This is a genomic window from Micrococcus lacusdianchii (assembly GCF_023155805.1).
Classification (GTDB): domain Bacteria; phylum Actinomycetota; class Actinomycetes; order Actinomycetales; family Micrococcaceae; genus Micrococcus; species Micrococcus lacusdianchii.
The window spans coordinates 37730-55321 of sequence record NZ_JAKNUW010000006.1; the positions used below are offsets into that span (position 1 = coordinate 37730).

Consider the following 17592-nt stretch of genomic DNA (forward strand, 5'->3'; position numbering starts at 1 on the left):
GCGGGCCGGTCACCTCGACCGGCCCGCCCCGTCCGTCTCCGGCAGCCAGATCCACCCCTTGGGGGCCGCGAGCTCGCGCTGGCGGCCGGGGGCTCGGCCGCGGGCCGCTCCCCCGGCCGCCCACGCGGCGGACAGGGCGGCGACGACGGCGTCCAGCACGGCGTCCCTCGGCTGCCACGGCGGCCCACCGCAGCGCGGGATGGGCGATCCGGTCCGCCGCCACGGACAGCGGCCGCAGGCCGGTCCGCGCGGTGACGGCGTGGTCCGTCTCCCGCAGGGTCATCTTCCGGCGCCATGCGGGGCCGCCCGCGCCGAGGGCGTCGCCGTCGGGCTCGCGGGCCCCGTCGAGAAGCGCGCGGAAGGGCGCCGGCCAGCCGACGGGCACGTCCACGCCGGCGCGGCAGGCGCGCGCACCGCCTCAGTCCGCCGTGAGGAACGTGCGCACGGCCGAGACGAACGCCTCCGGCTGGTCCGCGTGGAGCCAGTGCCCCGCGTCGCGGACCGTGACCCGGACGACGCGCGGGAACAGGTCCTTCATGCGCGGCACGTCCTCGTCCCGCACGTAGTCGGAGTTCGCGCCCGCCAGCCACAGCACCGGGCGGTCGAACACGCGGTCCGGGTCCTCCGGCGCCGCCGGGTCCGGGAAGGAGCCGACCGCCTCCAGGTGCTCGAAGAGCATGGCCACGTTGGGCTGCCACGCGAACCGGCCGCCCTCGCGGCGCAGGTTCTGGAGCAGGAAGCCGCGCACCCGCGCGTCGTGCACGTGCTCGGCCATCGCCGCGTCCGCCTCGGCGCGGGACTCGTAGGAGTCCAGGTCCATGCGCAGCATGGTGCCGAGCAGGTGCACGAACTCGTCGGTGGCCTGCGGGGACAGCCGCGGGGAGATGTCCTCCACGATCAGGCGGTCCACGAGGTCCGGGTGGCGCAGGGCCAGCACCATGGCGACCTTGCCGCCCATCGAGTGGCCGAGCACGTGCACCGGGCCGTCCGCGGCCAGGCCGGCCCGCAGGTGCTCCGCCACCCGGTCCGCGATCTCCTGGTAGTCCACCCGGTCCGTCCAGGGGGACCGGCCGTGGTCCGGCAGGTCGAGGAGCTCCACCGTGAAGTCGTCCGCGAGCGCCTTGGCGGGGCCCGTGAAGTTCCTGCCCCGGCCCATGAGGCCGTGGAGGAAGGCGACGCGGTGCGGCCCGTCGCCGATCACGTCGGAGGCGAGGGCGGCGTCGGAGGGGGCGGCGGATGCGGAGGGGTCAGGGGTGCTCACGCGCTCCAGGCTAACGGGCGGGCGGCGGGGCGACCCCTGATTACTTATGGTCATACCGACGTTTTCTGCACGCGGAGAAGAGTGTCATACTGACCAGAACATCCCCGCCGGTCCCTCCCGAGGAGTCCGCCGTGCCCGCACCCGAGGCCCGCGTCACCGTGGCCGTCTCCACGGCCGTCTTCGGCGTGCGCCCGGACCCCTCCGGGGCGCCCCGCCTGCATGTGGCCCTCGTGCCGCGGATGCGCGAGCCGTTCCTGGACCGCTGGGCGCTGCCGGGCACCTGGCTCGCCGCCGACGAGGAGCTCGCCGACGCCGCCGCCCGCGTCGCGGCGGAGACCGTCCCGGGCCCCGTCCGGCGCCTCGAGCAGCTGGCCGCCTTCGGCGCCGTGGACCGCTCCCCCACCGGCCGCGTGCTCACGGTGGCCCACTGGGCCCTCAGCCCCGCCCTCGATGACGACGGCGCGGCCCCGTCCCACGGCGGCGGCCTCGACGTCGCGGGGCTGCCCGCCGGCGTCCACGTCCGCTGGCAGCGCGCCGACGCGCCCCCCGCGATGGCGTTCGACCATGCCGAGATCCTCACCGCGGCCGTGGCGCGCCTGCGCACGGACCTGCCGCGGGCCGGCGTCGCACACGCCCTGCTCGGCCCCTCCTTCACGCTCGCCGAGCTGCGCGCCGTGCACGAGGCCGTCCTCGGCCGCACCCTCGACGCCGCCAACTTCCGCCGGGCCACCCTCGCCACCGGGGTGCTCGAGGAGACCGGCGAGGTCCGCGCCGGTACCCGGCACCGCCCGCCCAAGCTCTACCGCTACCGACCCGCCGACGGCGCCCCGCCGCCGGCCGCCCCTGACGATCCAGGAGACCTCTCATGACCGCCACGCCCGAGACCACCGCCTCGGTGGCCCGCACCCTGACCCTCGTCGCCCGGGACCCCGCCCGCGGCTCCGCCTGCTCGTCCGACCTGACCACGGGCCCCTGGGCCTTCGACGCCGGCCTGCCCGCCTACGGCCCCGGCGCGTCCCAGGACGACGCCATCCCAGCGGACGCCCCCGTGCAGGGCCGCATCCCCGAGGAGTACCAGCAGGCCTCGGACGAGGAGCTGCACGCGCGTATCGCCGCAGCCAAGGCCGCCCTCGGCGACCGCGCCGTGGTGCTCGGCCACTTCTACCAGCGCGACGAGGTGGTCCGGCACGCCGACTTCGTGGGCGACTCGTTCCAGCTGGCGCGCGCCTCCCAGGGCCGCCCCGAGGCCGAGGCCATCGTGTTCTGCGGCGTGCACTTCATGGCCGAGACCGCGGACCTGCTCTCCACCCCGGAGCAGGCCGTGATCCTGCCGAACCTCGCCGCCGGCTGCTCCATGGCGGACATGGCGGACCTCGACTCCGTCCAGGACGCGTGGGAGCAGCTCGAGGAGGTGTACGGCACCGAGCCGGACGCGGACGGCCGGGTGCCGCTGCTGCCGGTGACCTACATGAACTGCTCCGCCGCCCTCAAGGGCTTCGTGGGCGAGCGCGGGGGCATCGTGTGCACCTCGTCCAACGCCTCCGCCGTGCTCGAGTGGGCCTTCGAGCGCGCCCAGCGGGTGCTCTTCTTCCCGGACCAGCACCTCGGCCGCAACACGGGCCGGGCGATGGGCATCGAGCTGGAGCGGATGCCGATGTGGAACCCCCGCCTGCCCCTGGGCGGCAACACCGAGGAGACGCTGCGGGACGCCCGGGTCCTGCTCTGGCACGGCTTCTGCTCCGTGCACCGCCGGTTCACGGTGGCCCAGATCGAGCAGGCCCGCGCCGAGCATCCGGACGTGCGGGTGATCGTGCACCCCGAGTGCCCGCTGCCCGTGGTCGAGGCCGCAGACGAGTCCGGTTCCACCGACCACATCGTCAAGGCCATCCAGGCCGCCCCGGCCGGCTCCACCTTCGCGATCGGCACCGAGATCAACCTCGTGCAGCGCCTGGCCGCCCAGCACCCGGAGCACACGATCTTCTGCCTCGACCCGGTGATCTGCCCGTGCTCCACCATGTACCGCATCCACCCGGGCTACCTCGCGTGGGTGCTCGAAGAGCTCGTGGCCGGCCGCGTGGTCAACCGGATCACCGTGCCGGACGCGGTGGCCGACCCGGCACGCGCCGCCCTCGAGCGCATGCTCGCGGTGGCGCCCCGGCAGTCCGTCGCGCAGGGGGCCGGCGCGTGAGTGCGGGCACGGGCGGCGCGTGGGGGCCGACGCCGGCGCCGATCGCGGACGTGGAGCGGATCGTGGCCGCGGCCCTGGCCGAGGACGCGCCCTGGGGCGACGTCTCCTCCGAGGCCTTCGTGCCCGCGGACGCGCGCATCACGGCGCGCGTCGTGGCCCGCGAGGCCGGCGTGCTCTCCGGCACCGCCGCCCTCGAGGCCGCGTTCCGGCTCGTAGATCCCGCCACGGAGGTGACCCTGCACCTGCCCGACGGAGCCGCGCTCGCCCCCGGCGCCGTCGTCGCCGCGGTGGCGGGCCCGGCCCGCTCGGTGCTGCGCGCCGAGCGCGTGGCGCTCAACCTCGCCCAGCGCATGTCCGGGATCGCCACGGCGACGGAGGCCCACGTGGCCGCGGTGCGCGCCGGCGGCGGCCACGCCCGCGTGGCGGACACCCGCAAGACCACCCCGGGCCTGCGCGTGCTGGAGCGTCAGGCCGTGCGGGACGGGGGCGGCCACAACCACCGCCACGGCCTCTCCGACGCCGTGATGCTCAAGGACAACCACCTGGCGGCGCTCGGCTTCGGCGGCGAGGACGCCCCGGGCGAGGAGCTCACGCGGGCGCTGCGCGCCGGCCTGGCCCGCCTGCCCCACACGGTCCACGTGGAGGTCGAGGTGGACCGGCTCGACCAGCTGCCCGCCGTGCTCGCCGCCGGCGTGGGCACGGTCATGCTGGACAACTTCTCCCTCGCCGACCTGCGGTCCGGGGTGGAGCTGGTGGCCGGGCGCGCCGTCGTCGAGGCATCCGGCGGGGTGAGCCTGGAGACCATCGGGGAGATCGCGGCCACGGGCGTGGACGTGGTGTCCGTGGGCGCGCTGACGCACAGCGTCCGCGCCCTGGACCTCGGCCTGGACGCCGTGGTGGACGCGGCGGACGCCCCGGCGCCCGGCCGCCGATGAGCGCGGCCCTTTACCTCGACCACGCGGCCACCGCCCCCGTGCGCCGCGTGGCCCTCGAGGCGATGTGGCCAGCGCTCACCGGTGTCTACGGCAACCCGTCCTCGGCGCACGAGGCCGGCCGGGCGGCGGCGGCCCTGCTCGAGGACGCCCGCGCGCGGGTGGCCCGCGCGATCGGCGCCCGGGCCGGGCAGGTCGTGTTCACCTCGGGCGGCACGGAGGCCGACGCGCTCGCCGTGCTCGGCACGGTGCGCGCCCGGATCCTCGCCGGGCGCCCGGCGGGCCACGTGCTGACCACGGGGATCGAGCACAGCGCGGTGCGGCAGTCCTGTGACCAGCTGGCCCGGCTGCACGGCGTCGAGGTCGAGCACCTCGCGCTGGACCGTGACGGGCTGACCTCCGCGGACGACCTCGCCGCCCGCCTGCGCCCGGACACCGCGCTGGTCAGCGTGCACCTGGCCCACAACGAGGTGGGCACGGTGCAGCCGGTGGCCGAGCTGGCCGCCGTCGCCCGGGAGGCGGGCGTGCCGCTGCACGTGGACGCGGTGCAGGCCGCAGGGCAGATCCCGGTGGACGTGCGCGCCCTCGGGGCCGATCTCGTGGCGCTGTCCGGGCACAAGGTGGGCGGGCCCAAGGGGGTCGGCGCGCTGTGGGTGCGCCCGGGTCACGCCCTGGAACCGCTCGTGCCCGGCGGCGGCCAGGAGCGGGGCCGGCGGTCCGGGACGCAGAACGTGGCCGGCGCGGCCGGGTTCGCGGCCGCCTTCGAGGAGGCCGAGGCGGAGCGCGCCGCGGCCGCGGACGCGTGGTCCGGGCTGCGGGACCGGTTCGCGGCACGCGTGCTCGACGGCGTCCGGGAGCTCGTGCCCGACGCGCGGCTGACCGGCCATCCCGCGCGGCGGCTGCCGCGTCACGCCTCGTTCGTGCTGCCCGGCGTGAACGGCGAGTCGGTGCTGGAGGAGGCGGCCCGCCGGGGCGTGCTGGCCTCGGCGGGGTCCGCGTGCTCGGCCCACGCCGCCGAGCCGTCCCCGGCCCTGCTCGCGCTGGGCCTCAGCGAGGACGAGGCCCGCACGGCCCTGCGCTGCACGTTCGGCCCGGACGCCGACGCCCCGCTGCTCGACGCCGCCGCGGACGCGATCGTCGACGCCGTCCGGACGGTCAGCGCCCTGCGCTGATCGGCCCCGCGCCGGTCGACCCCGATGCGCCGGGGGCCGGCGTCGGAAGTTCATCCGGGGGTCAGCCCGACGCCACATGTCCCTCGCCTGCGTGCCCCACCCTGGCTCGGTGAAGCAGACCACTACGCCCCTGCCCACTCCGCCTCCCGCCGTTCGGTGCTCGCCGCCGCGTCCGCCGCCGTGCTCGCCCCCGCCGCCCTCGCCGGCCCCGCCGCCGCCCGTCCGGCCCGCCACACCCCCGGTGGCCTGGCCGCGTCCCGTCTGACGCTGCCGTCCGGCGTCGCCACCGGCGACGTCACCTCGAACTCGGCCGTGCTGTGGGCGCGCTCGTCCGGCCGTTCGCGCCTGCACGTCACGCTGCGCGCGGTCGACGAGGACGGGAAGGTGCTGCGCGGCCGCTTCGCTCGCGGGCTGACCCTGCGCTCCGGCTGGGTCGACGGGGCCACCGACCACACCGCGAAGATCCTCGCGGACACGCTGCCCTCCGGCACCCGCTTCGAGGTGACGTACGCGTTCGAGGACGAGGCCGGCCGCCTGGGCGAGTCGGCCGTGGCCCGCTTCACGACGGCGCCCGGCGCGCGGTTCGGCCGGAAGACCTCCGCCGCCCAGTCCTTCGTGTGGACCGCGGACACCGCGGGGCAGGGCTACGGCATCAACCCGGAGATCGGCGGCATGCGCGGCTACGCGGCGATGCACGCCACGAAGCCCGACTTCTTCCTGCACTCCGGCGACACGATCTACGCGGACAACCCCATCCCGGAGACCCTCGAGGTGGCCGGCGAGCCCACCTGGCGCAACCTCGTCACGGAGGAGACGTCCAAGGTCGCCGAGACGCTGAACGAGTTCCGCGGCCGCCACCGCTACAACATGATGGACGACAACCTCCGCGCCCTGTACGCGGACGTCCCCGTCATCGCCCAGTGGGACGACCACGAGACGATCAACAACTGGTGGCCGTGCGAGGCCCTCGAGGACCCGCGCTACACCCAGGTCCGTGACGTGGACACGCTGGCCGCCCGCGCCCGCCGCGCGTGGCAGGAGTACATGCCGATCGCGGACGCGACCGCGCTGCGCCCGCTCCGGCGCCGGGGCGACGGCTTCGCCCCGGCCCGCATCCACCGCCGCATCTCCCGCGGCCCCCACCTGGACGTGTTCGCCCTGGACATGCGCACCTTCAAGGGCGAGAACACGCCCGGGCTGGAGCCGCACGAGACGCCGCTCCTCGGCGAGGAGCAGCTGCAGTGGCTCATCCGCGATCTGAAGGCCTCGACCGCCACGTGGAAGGTGATCGGCAACGACCTGCCGCTGGGCCTCGTGGTCCCCGACGGGAGGGCCCAGGAGTCGATCTCCAACGCGGACCCGGGCCGCCCGCTGGGCCGCGAGCTCGAGCTGGCGCGCCTGCTCAAGGCGATCAAGGACTTGAAGGTCGAGAACGTGGTGTTCCTCACCGGCGACGTGCACTACGCCGCCGCCCACCACTACTCCCCCGAGCGGGCGGCCTTCACGGGCTTCGCCCCCTTCTGGGAGTTCGTGGCTGGCCCGATCAACGCTGGCTCCTTCGGCCCCAACCCGCTGGACGGCACCTTCGGTCCGCGGGTGGACTTCCACGAGGCCGGTCCGATCATGGGCTCGCCCCGCTCCGGCGAGCACCAGTACTTCGGCCACGTCGAGATCCCCGCCGACGGCTCGGAGTTCCGGGTCCGGCTGATCAACGCGAACGGCCGCACCGTGTACGCGAAGACCCTCACGGCGGCCTGAGCCGCAGGCCACCCCGTGCACGAGCCTGTCCGGCGGGCCTAGCGTCGACGGCGGCGGACCGGATGGCCCGCCGCCGTCGACGTGTCTCCAGGAGGAACGATGACCGATCTGCACACCCCCGCTCCGGCCCCCGACGGGGCCGTGACCCTGGCCGGCGCCGACCCGCGCGCCGCCGGCGATGCCGCCCGCGGCGCCGGTCGGTCGCGCTGCCCGGTGGCCCGGACCGCGGACGGGTCCTGGGTGCTGCTGGGCCACGCGGAGGTGCGGGGCGCCGCGCTCGACGACGCCGCGTTCTCCTCCGCCGTGTCCGCGCACCTGCAGCTGCCCAACGGGCTGGACGGCGCCGAGCACACGCGGTGGCGGGCGCTCGTGGACCGCTACTTCACGCCCGCCGAGGTGCAGCGGCTGCGCGGGCCGTTCGAGGACGCCGCGCGCGCGGTGGTGGCGGAGCACCTGGGCCGCACCGACGCCGTCGCCGAGCTGGGCCGACGCATGGCCGTGCGCCTGATGACCGTGTGGCTGGGCTGGCCGCGTGAGCTCGAGGACGAGCTGCTGGACTGGATGGAGCAGAACCAGGCCGCCACCCGCTCCGGCGACCCGGCCCGCACGCGCGCCGTGGCGGAGCGGTTCGACGCGATCATCCGATCCGTGGTCGGCCCGCGCCGCGCGGCAGCCGAGCGCGGTGAGGCCCCTGCGGACCCGGACGTGACCGACCGGCTGATCGCGGACGACTCGCTGGGCCGGCCGCTGACCGACGAGGAGATCGTGTCCGTGCTGCGCAACTGGACCGCCGGAGACCTCGGCTCCCTCGCCCGCTGCCTGGGCGTCGTCGTGCACCGGATCGCCGAGGACCCCGCCCTCCAGGAGCGGCTGCGGGCGGGCGTAACCGAGGCGGAGCTGGCCGGCGTCGTCGACGAGTGCCTGCGCGTGGACGACCCGTTCGTGGCCAACCGGCGCGTGGCCGCCCGCGACGTCACCGTGGCGGGCACGACGATCGCCGCCGGGGAGCGCGTCCTGCTGCACTGGACCGCCGCCAACCGGGACGCGGAGGCCTTCGGCCCGGACGCGGACGCGTTCGACCCGTCCGGCCATGCCGCGGACAACCTCGTGTGGGGCGTCGGGCGCCACGTCTGCCCGGGTCGGCCGCTCGCCACCCTCGAGCTGTGCGTGGCCGTCACCGCCCTGCTGGAGGCCACCGGTCAGATCCGCCGGGACGAGGAGCGCCCGGCCGAGCGCGGCGAGCACCCCGTGGGCGGGTGGCGCCGCCTGCCCGTGCTCCTCGAGCCGGCGGCCTGAGGGTTCCGGCCCGCGTCGGGACAGGGGTCAGCGGCCCTCGCCCAGCGCCCGGCGGGATCCCGGGGAGCGCTCGACGGCGTCGCTCATCTCCTCGAGGGTCTTGCCTTTGGTCTCGGCCACGTACTTGAGCACGAACACGAACGAGAGCAGCGCCATGAGGGCGTACAGGCCGTACGCGAAGGACAGCCCCACCGCGGCGAGGGCGGGGAAGGTCGTGGACACGACGAAGTTCGCGGCCCACTGGGCCGCGGCCGCCACCGCGAGCGCGCTGGCGCGGATCCGGTTGGGGAACATCTCGCCCAGCAGGACCCAGGTCAACGGGCCCCACGTGGCGCCGAAGAAGACGACGAACGCGTTGGCGGCGATCAGGGCGAGGGTGGACCACGGGGCGCCCAGGCTCACCGCCTCGGTGCCGTCGGCGGCCACCGTGACCGTGGAGAAGGAGAAGCACAGGGCCATGAGGCCCAGCGAGACGGTCATGCCCAGGGAGCCGACCAGGAGCAGGGGCCGGCGCCCGACCTTGTCCACGAGCATGATGGCCACGATCGTCACCGCGATGTTCGTGACGGAGGTGAGCACGGTGATCAGGAGGGCGTCCGACTCACCGAACCCGACCGAGCGCCACAGGGTCGTGGAGTAGTAGAAGATCACGTTGATGCCCACGGCCTGCTGGAACACGGACAGCAGGATGCCGACCCACACGATCGGCTTGAGGCCGAGGGCCGAGCCGCGCAGGTCGGACAGGGACTCACGGCGCTCCGACTGCACGGAGAGCCGGATGTCCTCGATCACCAGGTTCACCCGGTCCACACCCGTGAAGTCGTGCAGGACGCGGGCGGCCTCGTCGAGGCGGCCGCGGGCCACGAGGAAGCGCGGGGACTCCGGCAGACGCAGGGAGAACAGCCCGTAGGCGATGGCGGGGACGGCCTCCGCGAGGAACATCCAGCGCCACGCCTCGAGGCCGAGCCAGAACTCGTTGGAGGCGCCGCCGGCCAGGCCGGCGAACATTGCGTCGGAGAGCAGGGCCACGAAGATGCCCAGCACGATCGCCAGCTGCTGCATCGACCCGAGCCGGCCGCGCACCTGGGCGGGGCTCACCTCGGCGATGTAGGCGGGGGCGATCACGGAGGCGGCGCCGACGCCGAGGCCGCCCACCACGCGCCAGAGGATGAGGTCCACGACGCCGAAGGCCAGGCCCGACCCCAGGGCCGAGACGAGGAACAGGACGGCGGCCACGACCATGACCGGGACGCGACCGCGCTTGTTGGCCAGCGGTCCGGCGAACCACGCCCCGAGCGCGCAGCCGAGCAGCGCCGAGGCCACCGCGAAGCCCGTCAGGCCCTTGCCGAGCGCGAACTCCCCCGCCAGGGCGTCGACGGCACCGTTGATGACGGCGGTGTCGAAGCCGAACAGGAACCCGCCGAGAGCGGCGGCCACGCTGATGCCCACGACCCGACCGGTCACCCGCTCCCTCAGGACCGACCGGTCCCCCGTGCCCTGCTGCTCCGCCATCTGCGCGCTCCCGTCTCCTGTGATCGGCGCGATCCCCGGTGGGCGCAGCCGTCCGCCGAGTGTGGACGGTGCCCGCGCCCCGCGCAACCCTGACGCGCAGCCGGCGCCCGGAGCCGCCGCGCGGTGCGGGAGCGGCAGGGACCAGGAGGGGGCCCGCCACGACCTAGGGTGGAGCGCATGTCCTCCGCGGTCCCCCCGTCCCATCCCCCCGTCTCCCCCGCACCGTCCGAGGGCGGCGTCGCCTCCGACCCGCGCCGTCCCCGCATCGGACTGCTGCCCCGCATCCTCGTCGCCATCGCCCTGGGTGTGGCGGTCGGCCTCGTGTCTCCCGACTGGCTCGCGCGCCTGGCGGTGACGTTCACCTCCCTCTTCAGCGCGTTCCTCGGGTTCATCGTCCCCGTGCTGATCGTGGCCCTCGTGGCCCCCGCGATCGCGGAGCTCGGCCGGGGTGCCGGCCGGTGGCTCGGCCTCACGGCCAGCATCGCCTACCTCTCCACGGTCCTCGGCGGCTTCCTGAGCCTGGCGGTCGCGGTCGCCCTGTTCCCCCGCATCCTCACGCCGGGGTCGATCGGTGGCGTCACCGACCCGTCCGAGGCCACGGCCGCTCCCTTCTTCGAGGTCGAGATGGGCCCGCCGTTCGGCGTCATGACGGCACTGCTGCTGGCGTTCGTGCTGGGCATCGGCATGACCCTCATCCCGCGCGGCGTGATGCAGCGGGGCTTCGAGGAGCTGCGCACCGTCATCGAGCGCGTGGTCTCGGGGCTGATCGTGCCCCTGCTGCCGGTCTACATCTTCGGGATCTTCCTGGCGATGGCGGCCGCGGGCGAGGTGTTCACCGTGATCGCCACGTTCCTGGGCGTCATTCTGATCGTCTTCGCGCTGACCGTGGTCCTGCTCCTCCTCCAGTTCCTCGTGGCCGGCGCGGTCAGCAGGCGCAATCCCCTCCGCGCCCTGAGGACCATGCTCCCCGCCTACGCCACGGCGCTCGGCACCTCGTCCTCCGCCGCCACCATCCCCGTGACCCTGCGCCAGGTGACGGCCCTGGGCGTGCGCGGTCCGATCGCCTCGTTCGTGGTCCCGCTCGCGGCCACGATCCATCTGGCCGGCTCCACGGTGAAGATCGTGGCGTTCTCCACGGCGGTGATCATCCTCTCGGGCGGCGCAGTGGACGTGCCGCTGATGGTGGGCTTCATCTTCATGCTCGGCATCACGATGGTGGCGGCGCCCGGCGTGCCCGGCGGCGCGATCGTGGCCGCCTCCGGTCTGCTGTCCACCATGCTCGGATTCACGGAGCCGATGGTGGCGCTCATGGTGGCCACCTACATCGCCATCGACTCGTTCGGCACCGCCACGAACGTCACCGGCGACGGCGCGATCGCGCTGGTCATGGACCGGATCGCGGGCGACCGGATCACCGGGCACGGCGGCCTGGAGGCCGACGCCGGCGCCCGCGCGGAGGACGCACACGCCTGACTCCGGGGATGATGGCCTGATGTTCATCGTCCTCGGCCCCGCGCCCGACGCCGGCCCGGGCACCTGGTGCGCGGTCCCGGCGGAGGCCGACGCGCCCGCGGGGCTGCCGCAGGCACCCGCCCCGGTGACGTTCCCGCGGGAGGCCGTGGCCGACGTCGTGCGCGCCCTTCCGGAGCGGCTCGGTGTGGAGCCGTCCGGTGTGCGCTGGGTGCTGGCGTCCGTGGCGGAGGAGTACCCCCGGTGGCTGCGGGCGGGTGTGCGCGTGGACGCCGTGCGGGATCTGTCCCTGGGGCAGCGCATCCTGCTCCGGGCCGCCGCGGCCGGGGCCGTGGAGTACCGGCCCGTGGTGGAGCTTCCCGTGCAGGAGCCGCAGGGCGACGCGCCCGCCCCGGCGCCGCCCGCGGTCCAGGGCACGATGTTCGACCTGCCGACCGAGGAGGCGGCCGCCACGCCCGACGCGCGGGCCCTGGCCGCCGAGCTGGCGGCCCAGCACTGCGCCGTGACGGTGTCCGCCCACCCGGCACGACTGCGCCTGCTGCTGGCCGCGGAGTCCCAGGGGGCGATCGTGGCCGCGGAGATGCACCGGGCGGGGCTGCCGTGGCGCGCCGACCTGCACGACGCGCGCCTGACCGAGCGCCTGGGCCCTCGCCCCGCCGAGGGAGAACGGCCGGCCCGGCTGGAGGCGCTCGCCGAGCAGGTGGCGTCCGACCTCGGCTCCCCCGGACTGAACCCGGACTCCCAGAAGGACCTGCTGCGCGCCCTCCAGACCGCCGGGGTCACGGTGGACTCCACGCGCCAGCACGAGCTGCAGGCGTGGGCCGCGCGCGGCGGCGGGGCCCAGGCGGAGGCACGGACGGCGCGGATCGCCGCGCTGCTCGAGTACAAGGCCCTGTACCGCCTGTGGACCGCCAACGGCTGGCACTGGATCGACACCTGGGTGCGGGACGGACGCTTCCACGCCGCCTACCTGGTGGGCGGCGTGGTCACCGGGCGGTGGGCGGCCCACGGCGGCGGGGCCATGCAGGTGCCGGCGGTGGTGCGGGACGCGGTCCGGGCCGACGCCGGCCACCTCCTCACCGTGGCGGACGCCTCCCAGGTGGAGCCGCGGATCCTCGCGGCCATGGCACAGGACGCCGCCCTCGCCGCCGCCGGCTCCACCCCGGACCTGTACCGGGAGGTGGCGGAGCAGGGCCGCTCCGCGGGCACCGCCCTGGATGACCGCTCCCGCGCCAAGGTGACCCTCCTGGGCGCCATGTACGGGGCCACCACCGGGGACTCCGCGGCGCTGCTGCCGCACCTGCGTCGGCTCTACCCCGCCGCCCTGGCCCTGCTGGAGCAGGCCGCTGCGGCCGGCGAGGCCGGGCGTCCGGTGGCGACGTGGCTGGGCCGGTTCTCCCCTGCGCCGGAGCCGCGGTGGCTCGAGGCGGTGGCCGACCGCTCCACCCGTCAGGCCGAGTCGCGGGCGGGCATGCTGCGCCGCTCGGCCGGGCGCTTCACCCGCAACTTCGTGGTGCAGGGCACCGCGGCGGAGTGGGCGCTGTGCTGGATGGGTGGGATCCGGCGTCGCCTGCGGACGGCCGGGGCGCGGACGGAGCTGGTCTTCTTCGTGCACGACGAGGTGGTCCTGCACGGTCCTGCGGACGAGGCGTCGGCCGTGGCCGCCGCCGTGCGGGATGCCGCCGCGGAGGCGGGCCGGCTGCTCTTCGGCGACGCGCCGGTGGACTTCCCGCTGACGGTGACCCAGACGGAGTCCTACGCCGACGCGAAGTGACCCACCGGCGGACGCGTTCCGCGGAGCGTCCGGGGAGCGCTCAGCCGCCGAAGCGCACGAAGGCCCGGCCCGGAAACCGGCCGTCCCGGATCTCGCGGAAGCCTGCGGCCTCGTAGAAGGCGCGCTGGCCGGGCTCGGCGTCCGTGATGAGCACGTGCTGGCGGACGTGGGCGTAGGGCGCGAACACGCGGCGCAGCAGCTCCGAGGCAATCCCCTGCCGGCGGTGGGCCGGGTCCACGAGCACGTCCTGCAGATACGCGATCGTGTGGCCGTCCGAGACGACCCGGGCCAGTCCCACCAGAGCGTCGCCGGCCCACGCGGTCACCACAGGGGAGGACCCGGCGACCCCCGCGGCGAGCGTCTCCATGTCCTGCGTGTAGGCGCTCCAGCCGACCGCGTCGTAGAGCCGACGCAGGTCATCGGCCGCCGGGACCTCGCCTTCACGGAAGGCGACATCCGGGGGCGGGGGCGGGACGGCGTCGTCATCGGGGGCGGAGGTGCTTGCCGCCTCCCACTGGCTGCGCAGCAGGCCGAGGCGGACCGAGTCCCAGCGCCGCCCGTCCCAGGCGCGGGCCTCGGGGACGCGGGCGACGGGCGTGTACCCCGCATGCTGGGCGCAGGCCACCATGCGCTCGTTGCCGGACCACGAGGTCAGGGTGATCAGGTGCGCATCGGTCTCCGCGAAGGTCGCGTCCGTCCACGCCGCCAGCGCACGGCGTCCGATCCCCCGCCCCCAGCGTGACGGGTCGAACAGCAAGATCCCCAGCTCCCACCAGCCTCCGCCGGCGGGGGCCTCCTCATACCGGGTCACCAGACCCACGGGCGCGCCGTCCACGGTGACGATCCGCCGGTGCCGGTCCTCGACATGCCGGGCGTGCGCGGCCGCGAAGGTGTCCCGGTCCGGGACCTGCGTGTCCGCTGCGTGGAAGTACGGGGCGTCCCAGCGCTTCCACTCCGGGTCCGGCGTCCCGTGCAGCCAGCGCCAGAGGAACTCGTCGTCCTCGGCCGCCAGGGCGCGCAGATCGACGGCTGGCTCGGGCGAGGCGGGGACGGTCTCCATCCGCTCATCCTGCCCACGGGCGCGCCCCGGGGCAACGGCGGGTCCGACCGGCCGGCCGGGTCAGTCCGCCCGCCACCCCCGCACGTCCGCGAGCGCCGAGCCGTCCCCCACGCTCGAGTCCGTGATGACGGAGACGGACCCGTCGGACTCGAGGCAGACCGCCGCCACCTGGTCCAGGCCCCCGACGCCCTGGGAGCGCACGGCCTGGCGGACCTCGTCCTCGGTGAGCCGCACCTCGGCGAGGGCGTCGGGGAGGAACTCTCCGCGCCTCATCACGAGGGTGGGCTCGGAGCGCACCAGGGTGGTGTCCACGCGCCGGCGCGAGGTCAGCCAGGACACCACGATCTGCAGGAGCAGGAGCAGGCCGAACCCGGTGACGCCGGTGAGCAGGGCGGTGCTCGAGGAGGTCACGGTGCCGGCCAGGACGGAGCCGAGGGCCACCGTGACGATCAGGTCGAAGGCGTTGAGCTTGGCGAGGGACCGCTTGCCGCTCACGCGCAGCAGCGCGACGGCGGCGAGGTAGACGAGCGGGGTGACGATGAGCACGCGCATCAGCGCGTCGAGGGTGGGGACGATCATCCCTCCAGTCTGCCGTCGCCGCACGTCCCTGCGGGCACCCCGTGCGGGACGTCGACCCACGGCGGCGCCGCGGCTGGTTGACTGGCCCCCATGAACCGCGCCGTCGCCCGGGTGCCGGTCGTCCGGGAGCCCCATGCCGTGCACCGCGCCTCCCCGCTGCGCCGTCTCTTCGAGCCCTTCTGGGTGATCCCCGCCCTCGTCACGCCGGCCGCGGTGTCGCTCGGCTTCGTCCTGCCCCTGCTCGACGCCGCCCTCCACCACCAGATCGGGGGCGCCTTCCCCGGTGGCCCGGCCGGAGCACGCAGCGTGCTGGGGACCGTCGCGAGCGCGATGATCTCGGTGACCGGCCTCGTCTTCTCCATCACCATGGTGGTCATGCAGCTGGCCAGCAGCCAGTTCAGCCCGCGGATCCTGCAGGACTTCCTGTCCACCCGCATCACCCAGTGGGCGCTCGGCGTGTTCGTGGCCTCGTTCGTGTACGCCCTCACGGTGCTGCGGGAGGTGCGCGGGGCCGCAGACGACGCCGCGGCGTTCGTGCCGCAGCTGTCCGTGTCCCTGGCGTATCTCCTGGTGCTCACGGCCTTCGCCCTGTTCCTGGCCTTCATCCGCATGATCATGTCCCTCATCCAGGTCTCCCAGGTGGTGAGCCGGGTCGGCGACCGCCACGGCCACGTGGTCGAGGTGGACGAGCGGCGTCTCGCAGACCTGGCCCGCGAGAAGGACCTGCACCTGGACCTGCTGCCCGCCCCGGGGGCGTTCCTCGCGCCCGGGACGCCGCTGGTCCGGGTGTGGGGCGAGGTCACCGACGAGGTCCGCGACGCCGTCGAGCGCGCGGTGGTGTTGGACGCCGAGCGGCGGATCACCCACGATCCCGGCTTCGGCGTCCGCCAGCTCGTGGACGTGGCCGAGCGGGCTCTCTCCCCCGGCATCAACGACCCGACGACGGCCTCCCAGGTCGTGTTCGAGCTGCGGCGGGTGCTGGGGACGGCGGTCCGCCGCCAGGACCGCCCCCGGCACGTGGCGGACGACGACGGCGTGGCCCGGCTGCGGATCCGGCCGGCGACGGTGGCCGACCTCCTGGCCCTGGGCGTGGAGGAGATCGCCCACTACGGTGCGGACAGTCGGCAGATCCCCCGTCGGCTGGCGGACCTGCTGGACGAGCTGGACGACGTGGCCCTGGACCGGCACCGGACCGCCCTGGACCGGACGCGCTCGCTCGTGGAGCGCCGACTCGAGGAGGACTGATGGACCTGCCCCCGATCACTCCGACGGCGGTCGCCGTGGGTGCGGCCGTGGCCGTCGCCGGCTACGTCCTGGGCCGACTCGTGGGCGCCGGCGTCACCTGGGCCCTGACCCGGCGCGGGCGCAGTCCCAGCGCCGCCCGTGTGTTCGACGGCATCGCGACCGTCGGGATCACGGTGCTCTCCCTCGGCGCGGCCGTCACGGTGGTGTTCCCCAGCGTGAAGCCGGTGGACGTCTTCGGCGGGATCGGCGTCATCTCGATCGCGGCGGGCATCGCGTTCCAGACGGTGCTGGGGAACATGTTCGCCGGCATGGTCATCCTGGCGCGGGACCGCTTCCGCGTGGGCGACCAGATCTCCGTCGAGGACCATGCCGGCACCGTGGTGGAGATGGGCCTGTCCGCCACCGGCATCAAGACCTTCGACGGACGCCTCGTGCTGCTGCCCAACCAGCTCCTGCACTCCAACGCGGTCACCGTGCAGACCGGGTTCAACGCGGTGCGCTCGTCCGTGTCCCTGGACCTCGACGACGCCACCGACCTGGACCGCGCTCGCGCCGTGGCGGTGGAGGCCATGTCCGCCCTGCCCTCGGTGCTCCAGGATCCCCCGCCGCAGGCGCTGCTGACCTCGGTGGGCGTGACCACGGTGGAGCTCCAGCTGCGGTTCTGGTCCGGGGCTCGCCAGATGGAGACGCGCGAGGCGCAGGAGGCCGTGATCGTCGCCGTCCTGCGCGCGTTCACGGCCCAGGGCGTGCGGACCGGCAACGACATGCACATCGTGGACGCGGGGCCGGAGCTGCGCCGCGCGCTGCACCGGATCGCCGGGGCCGCCGACGAGGAGACCCCATGACGGACCAGACCGGGCCCGAGAGGACGCCCGACGGGCGCCACATCATCGTGAACGGCCGCAAGTGGCGCGCCACGGACCCCCACATCCCGGAGGCCCTGCACGCAGAGCTGGTCAAGGAGCTCATGGCCGCCCGCCGGCTCGTGAAGAGCCGCGGCGACGACGTCCGCTTCCGCGTCCAGGACGCCAAGGTGGCGCTCGGTGAGCGGGGGGACCCGTGGTGGGAGCCCACCGATCAGGGCCGGCGCGAGCGGCTCGCCGCCGCCATGCGGGCCCTGCTGCGGCACCGCGGTGAGGGGAAGACCATCTGCCCCTCGGACGCGGCCCGCGTGGTCGGCGGGGAGGAGTGGCGGGACCTGATGCCCGTGGCCCGGGAGGTGGCGGGCGAGCTGGCGGCGGCAGGCGTCGTCGTCGTGACGCAGAAGGGAGAGGCCGTGGACGTGGCCACGGCACGCGGACCGGTGCGCCTGGCCCCCGGCGAGGCGCTCGGCCTGTGACGGACG

16 protein-coding genes are annotated in these 17592 nt (G+C 75.2%); 11 read left to right on the plus strand and 5 right to left on the minus strand.

Going from position 1 to position 17592, the window contains the following annotated elements:
• Positions 1 to 9: 9 nt before the first annotated feature.
• Together MA879_RS05225 and MA879_RS05235 are read right to left on the minus strand one after the other, a co-directional pair.
• Positions 10 to 159: a hypothetical protein gene (locus MA879_RS05225; protein WP_248124104.1), complete on the minus strand. Its 150-nt coding sequence runs from the start codon at positions 157 to 159 to the stop codon at positions 10 to 12.
• A gap of 259 nt (positions 160 to 418) precedes the next feature.
• On the minus strand, positions 419 to 1261 hold the full coding sequence (locus MA879_RS05235; protein ID WP_017487917.1) for an alpha/beta fold hydrolase: 843 nt from the start codon (positions 1259 to 1261) through the stop codon (positions 419 to 421).
• A gap of 131 nt (positions 1262 to 1392) precedes the next feature.
• On the opposite strand from MA879_RS05235, the gene MA879_RS05240 reads away from it, so the two are divergent.
• The 6 genes from MA879_RS05240 (at position 1393) to MA879_RS05265 (ending at position 8607) form a co-directional block, all read left to right on the plus strand.
• Complete coding sequence (locus MA879_RS05240) at positions 1393 to 2130, plus strand: NUDIX hydrolase (RefSeq protein ID WP_248124006.1); 738 nt, start codon at positions 1393 to 1395, stop codon at positions 2128 to 2130.
• A complete protein-coding gene (nadA, locus tag MA879_RS05245; RefSeq protein WP_187326265.1) occupies positions 2127 to 3449 on the plus strand; it encodes a quinolinate synthase NadA in 1323 nt (440 codons plus the stop codon). Before MA879_RS05240 ends, nadA begins: the two co-directional genes overlap by 4 nt.
• Positions 3446 to 4384: a carboxylating nicotinate-nucleotide diphosphorylase gene (gene nadC / locus MA879_RS05250; RefSeq protein ID WP_248124007.1), complete on the plus strand. Its 939-nt coding sequence runs from the start codon at positions 3446 to 3448 to the stop codon at positions 4382 to 4384. Before nadA ends, nadC begins: the two co-directional genes overlap by 4 nt.
• Complete coding sequence (locus tag MA879_RS05255; protein WP_248124008.1) at positions 4381 to 5553, plus strand: cysteine desulfurase family protein; 1173 nt, start codon at positions 4381 to 4383, stop codon at positions 5551 to 5553. The genes nadC and MA879_RS05255 overlap by 4 nt, the downstream gene beginning before the upstream one ends.
• 156 nt (positions 5554 to 5709) lie before the next feature.
• The gene (locus MA879_RS05260) at positions 5710 to 7311 is read left to right on the plus strand and encodes an alkaline phosphatase D family protein (protein ID WP_248124009.1); all 1602 of its coding nucleotides are present in this window, start codon (positions 5710 to 5712) and stop codon (positions 7309 to 7311) included.
• A 99-nt stretch (positions 7312 to 7410) separates the two neighbouring features.
• The gene (locus MA879_RS05265; protein ID WP_248124010.1) at positions 7411 to 8607 is read left to right on the plus strand and encodes a cytochrome P450; all 1197 of its coding nucleotides are present in this window, start codon (positions 7411 to 7413) and stop codon (positions 8605 to 8607) included.
• Between the two features lie 27 nt (positions 8608 to 8634).
• On the opposite strand, the gene MA879_RS05270 is transcribed toward MA879_RS05265, so the two are convergent.
• Positions 8635 to 10119 carry a sugar porter family MFS transporter gene (locus tag MA879_RS05270; protein ID WP_248124011.1) on the minus strand — a complete coding sequence of 495 codons (1485 nt, stop codon included), beginning with the start codon at positions 10117 to 10119 and terminating at the stop codon, positions 8635 to 8637.
• 177 nt (positions 10120 to 10296) lie between these two features.
• On the opposite strand from MA879_RS05270, the gene MA879_RS05275 reads away from it, so the two are divergent.
• Positions 10297 to 11592 (plus strand): dicarboxylate/amino acid:cation symporter, encoded by a 1296-nt coding sequence (locus MA879_RS05275; RefSeq protein ID WP_248124012.1) that lies wholly within the window; start codon positions 10297 to 10299, stop codon positions 11590 to 11592.
• A 19-nt stretch (positions 11593 to 11611) separates the two neighbouring features.
• Positions 11612 to 13363, plus strand: a complete 1752-nt coding sequence (locus tag MA879_RS05280) for a bifunctional 3'-5' exonuclease/DNA polymerase (protein ID WP_248124013.1) — start codon at positions 11612 to 11614, stop codon at positions 13361 to 13363.
• A gap of 40 nt (positions 13364 to 13403) precedes the next feature.
• On the opposite strand, the gene MA879_RS12625 is transcribed toward MA879_RS05280, so the two are convergent.
• Positions 13404 to 14423 carry a GNAT family N-acetyltransferase gene (locus MA879_RS12625; protein ID WP_418001217.1) on the minus strand — a complete coding sequence of 340 codons (1020 nt, stop codon included), beginning with the start codon at positions 14421 to 14423 and terminating at the stop codon, positions 13404 to 13406.
• A 60-nt stretch (positions 14424 to 14483) separates the two neighbouring features.
• The gene (locus MA879_RS05295) at positions 14484 to 15002 is read right to left on the minus strand and encodes a DUF421 domain-containing protein (RefSeq protein WP_248124014.1); all 519 of its coding nucleotides are present in this window, start codon (positions 15000 to 15002) and stop codon (positions 14484 to 14486) included.
• A 90-nt stretch (positions 15003 to 15092) separates the two neighbouring features.
• Here MA879_RS05295 and MA879_RS05300 point away from each other — a divergent pair, with 90 nt between their 5' ends.
• From MA879_RS05300 to MA879_RS05310, 3 genes are read left to right on the plus strand one after another with little or no spacing between them, the layout of a single operon-like run.
• Positions 15093 to 16247: a DUF2254 domain-containing protein gene (locus tag MA879_RS05300; protein ID WP_248124015.1), complete on the plus strand. Its 1155-nt coding sequence runs from the start codon at positions 15093 to 15095 to the stop codon at positions 16245 to 16247.
• On the plus strand, positions 16247 to 17092 hold the full coding sequence (locus tag MA879_RS05305; protein ID WP_248124016.1) for a mechanosensitive ion channel family protein: 846 nt from the start codon (positions 16247 to 16249) through the stop codon (positions 17090 to 17092). Before MA879_RS05300 ends, MA879_RS05305 begins: the two co-directional genes overlap by 1 nt.
• Entirely contained in the window at positions 17089 to 17586 is a 498-nt protein-coding gene (locus MA879_RS05310) for a DUF3253 domain-containing protein (protein ID WP_248124017.1), read from the plus strand. The genes MA879_RS05305 and MA879_RS05310 overlap by 4 nt, the downstream gene beginning before the upstream one ends.
• Positions 17587 to 17592 lie beyond the last annotated feature (6 nt).

Coding starts and splice junctions, on each gene's coding strand:
- MA879_RS05295 (WP_248124014.1), bottom strand. CDS start 15,002: ATGATCGTCCCCACCCTCGACGCGCTGATGCGCGTGCTCATCGTCACC.
- MA879_RS05310 (WP_248124017.1), top strand. CDS start 17,089: ATGACGGACCAGACCGGGCCCGAGAGGACGCCCGACGGGCGCCACATC.
- MA879_RS05280 (WP_248124013.1), top strand. CDS start 11,612: ATGTTCATCGTCCTCGGCCCCGCGCCCGACGCCGGCCCGGGCACCTGG.
- MA879_RS05275 (WP_248124012.1), top strand. CDS start 10,297: ATGTCCTCCGCGGTCCCCCCGTCCCATCCCCCCGTCTCCCCCGCACCG.
- nadA (WP_187326265.1), top strand. CDS start 2,127: ATGACCGCCACGCCCGAGACCACCGCCTCGGTGGCCCGCACCCTGACC.
- MA879_RS05270 (WP_248124011.1), bottom strand. CDS start 10,119: ATGGCGGAGCAGCAGGGCACGGGGGACCGGTCGGTCCTGAGGGAGCGG.
- MA879_RS05255 (WP_248124008.1), top strand. CDS start 4,381: ATGAGCGCGGCCCTTTACCTCGACCACGCGGCCACCGCCCCCGTGCGC.
- MA879_RS05265 (WP_248124010.1), top strand. CDS start 7,411: ATGACCGATCTGCACACCCCCGCTCCGGCCCCCGACGGGGCCGTGACC.
- MA879_RS05305 (WP_248124016.1), top strand. CDS start 16,247: ATGGACCTGCCCCCGATCACTCCGACGGCGGTCGCCGTGGGTGCGGCC.
- MA879_RS05300 (WP_248124015.1), top strand. CDS start 15,093: ATGAACCGCGCCGTCGCCCGGGTGCCGGTCGTCCGGGAGCCCCATGCC.
- MA879_RS12625 (WP_418001217.1), bottom strand. CDS start 14,423: ATGGAGACCGTCCCCGCCTCGCCCGAGCCAGCCGTCGATCTGCGCGCC.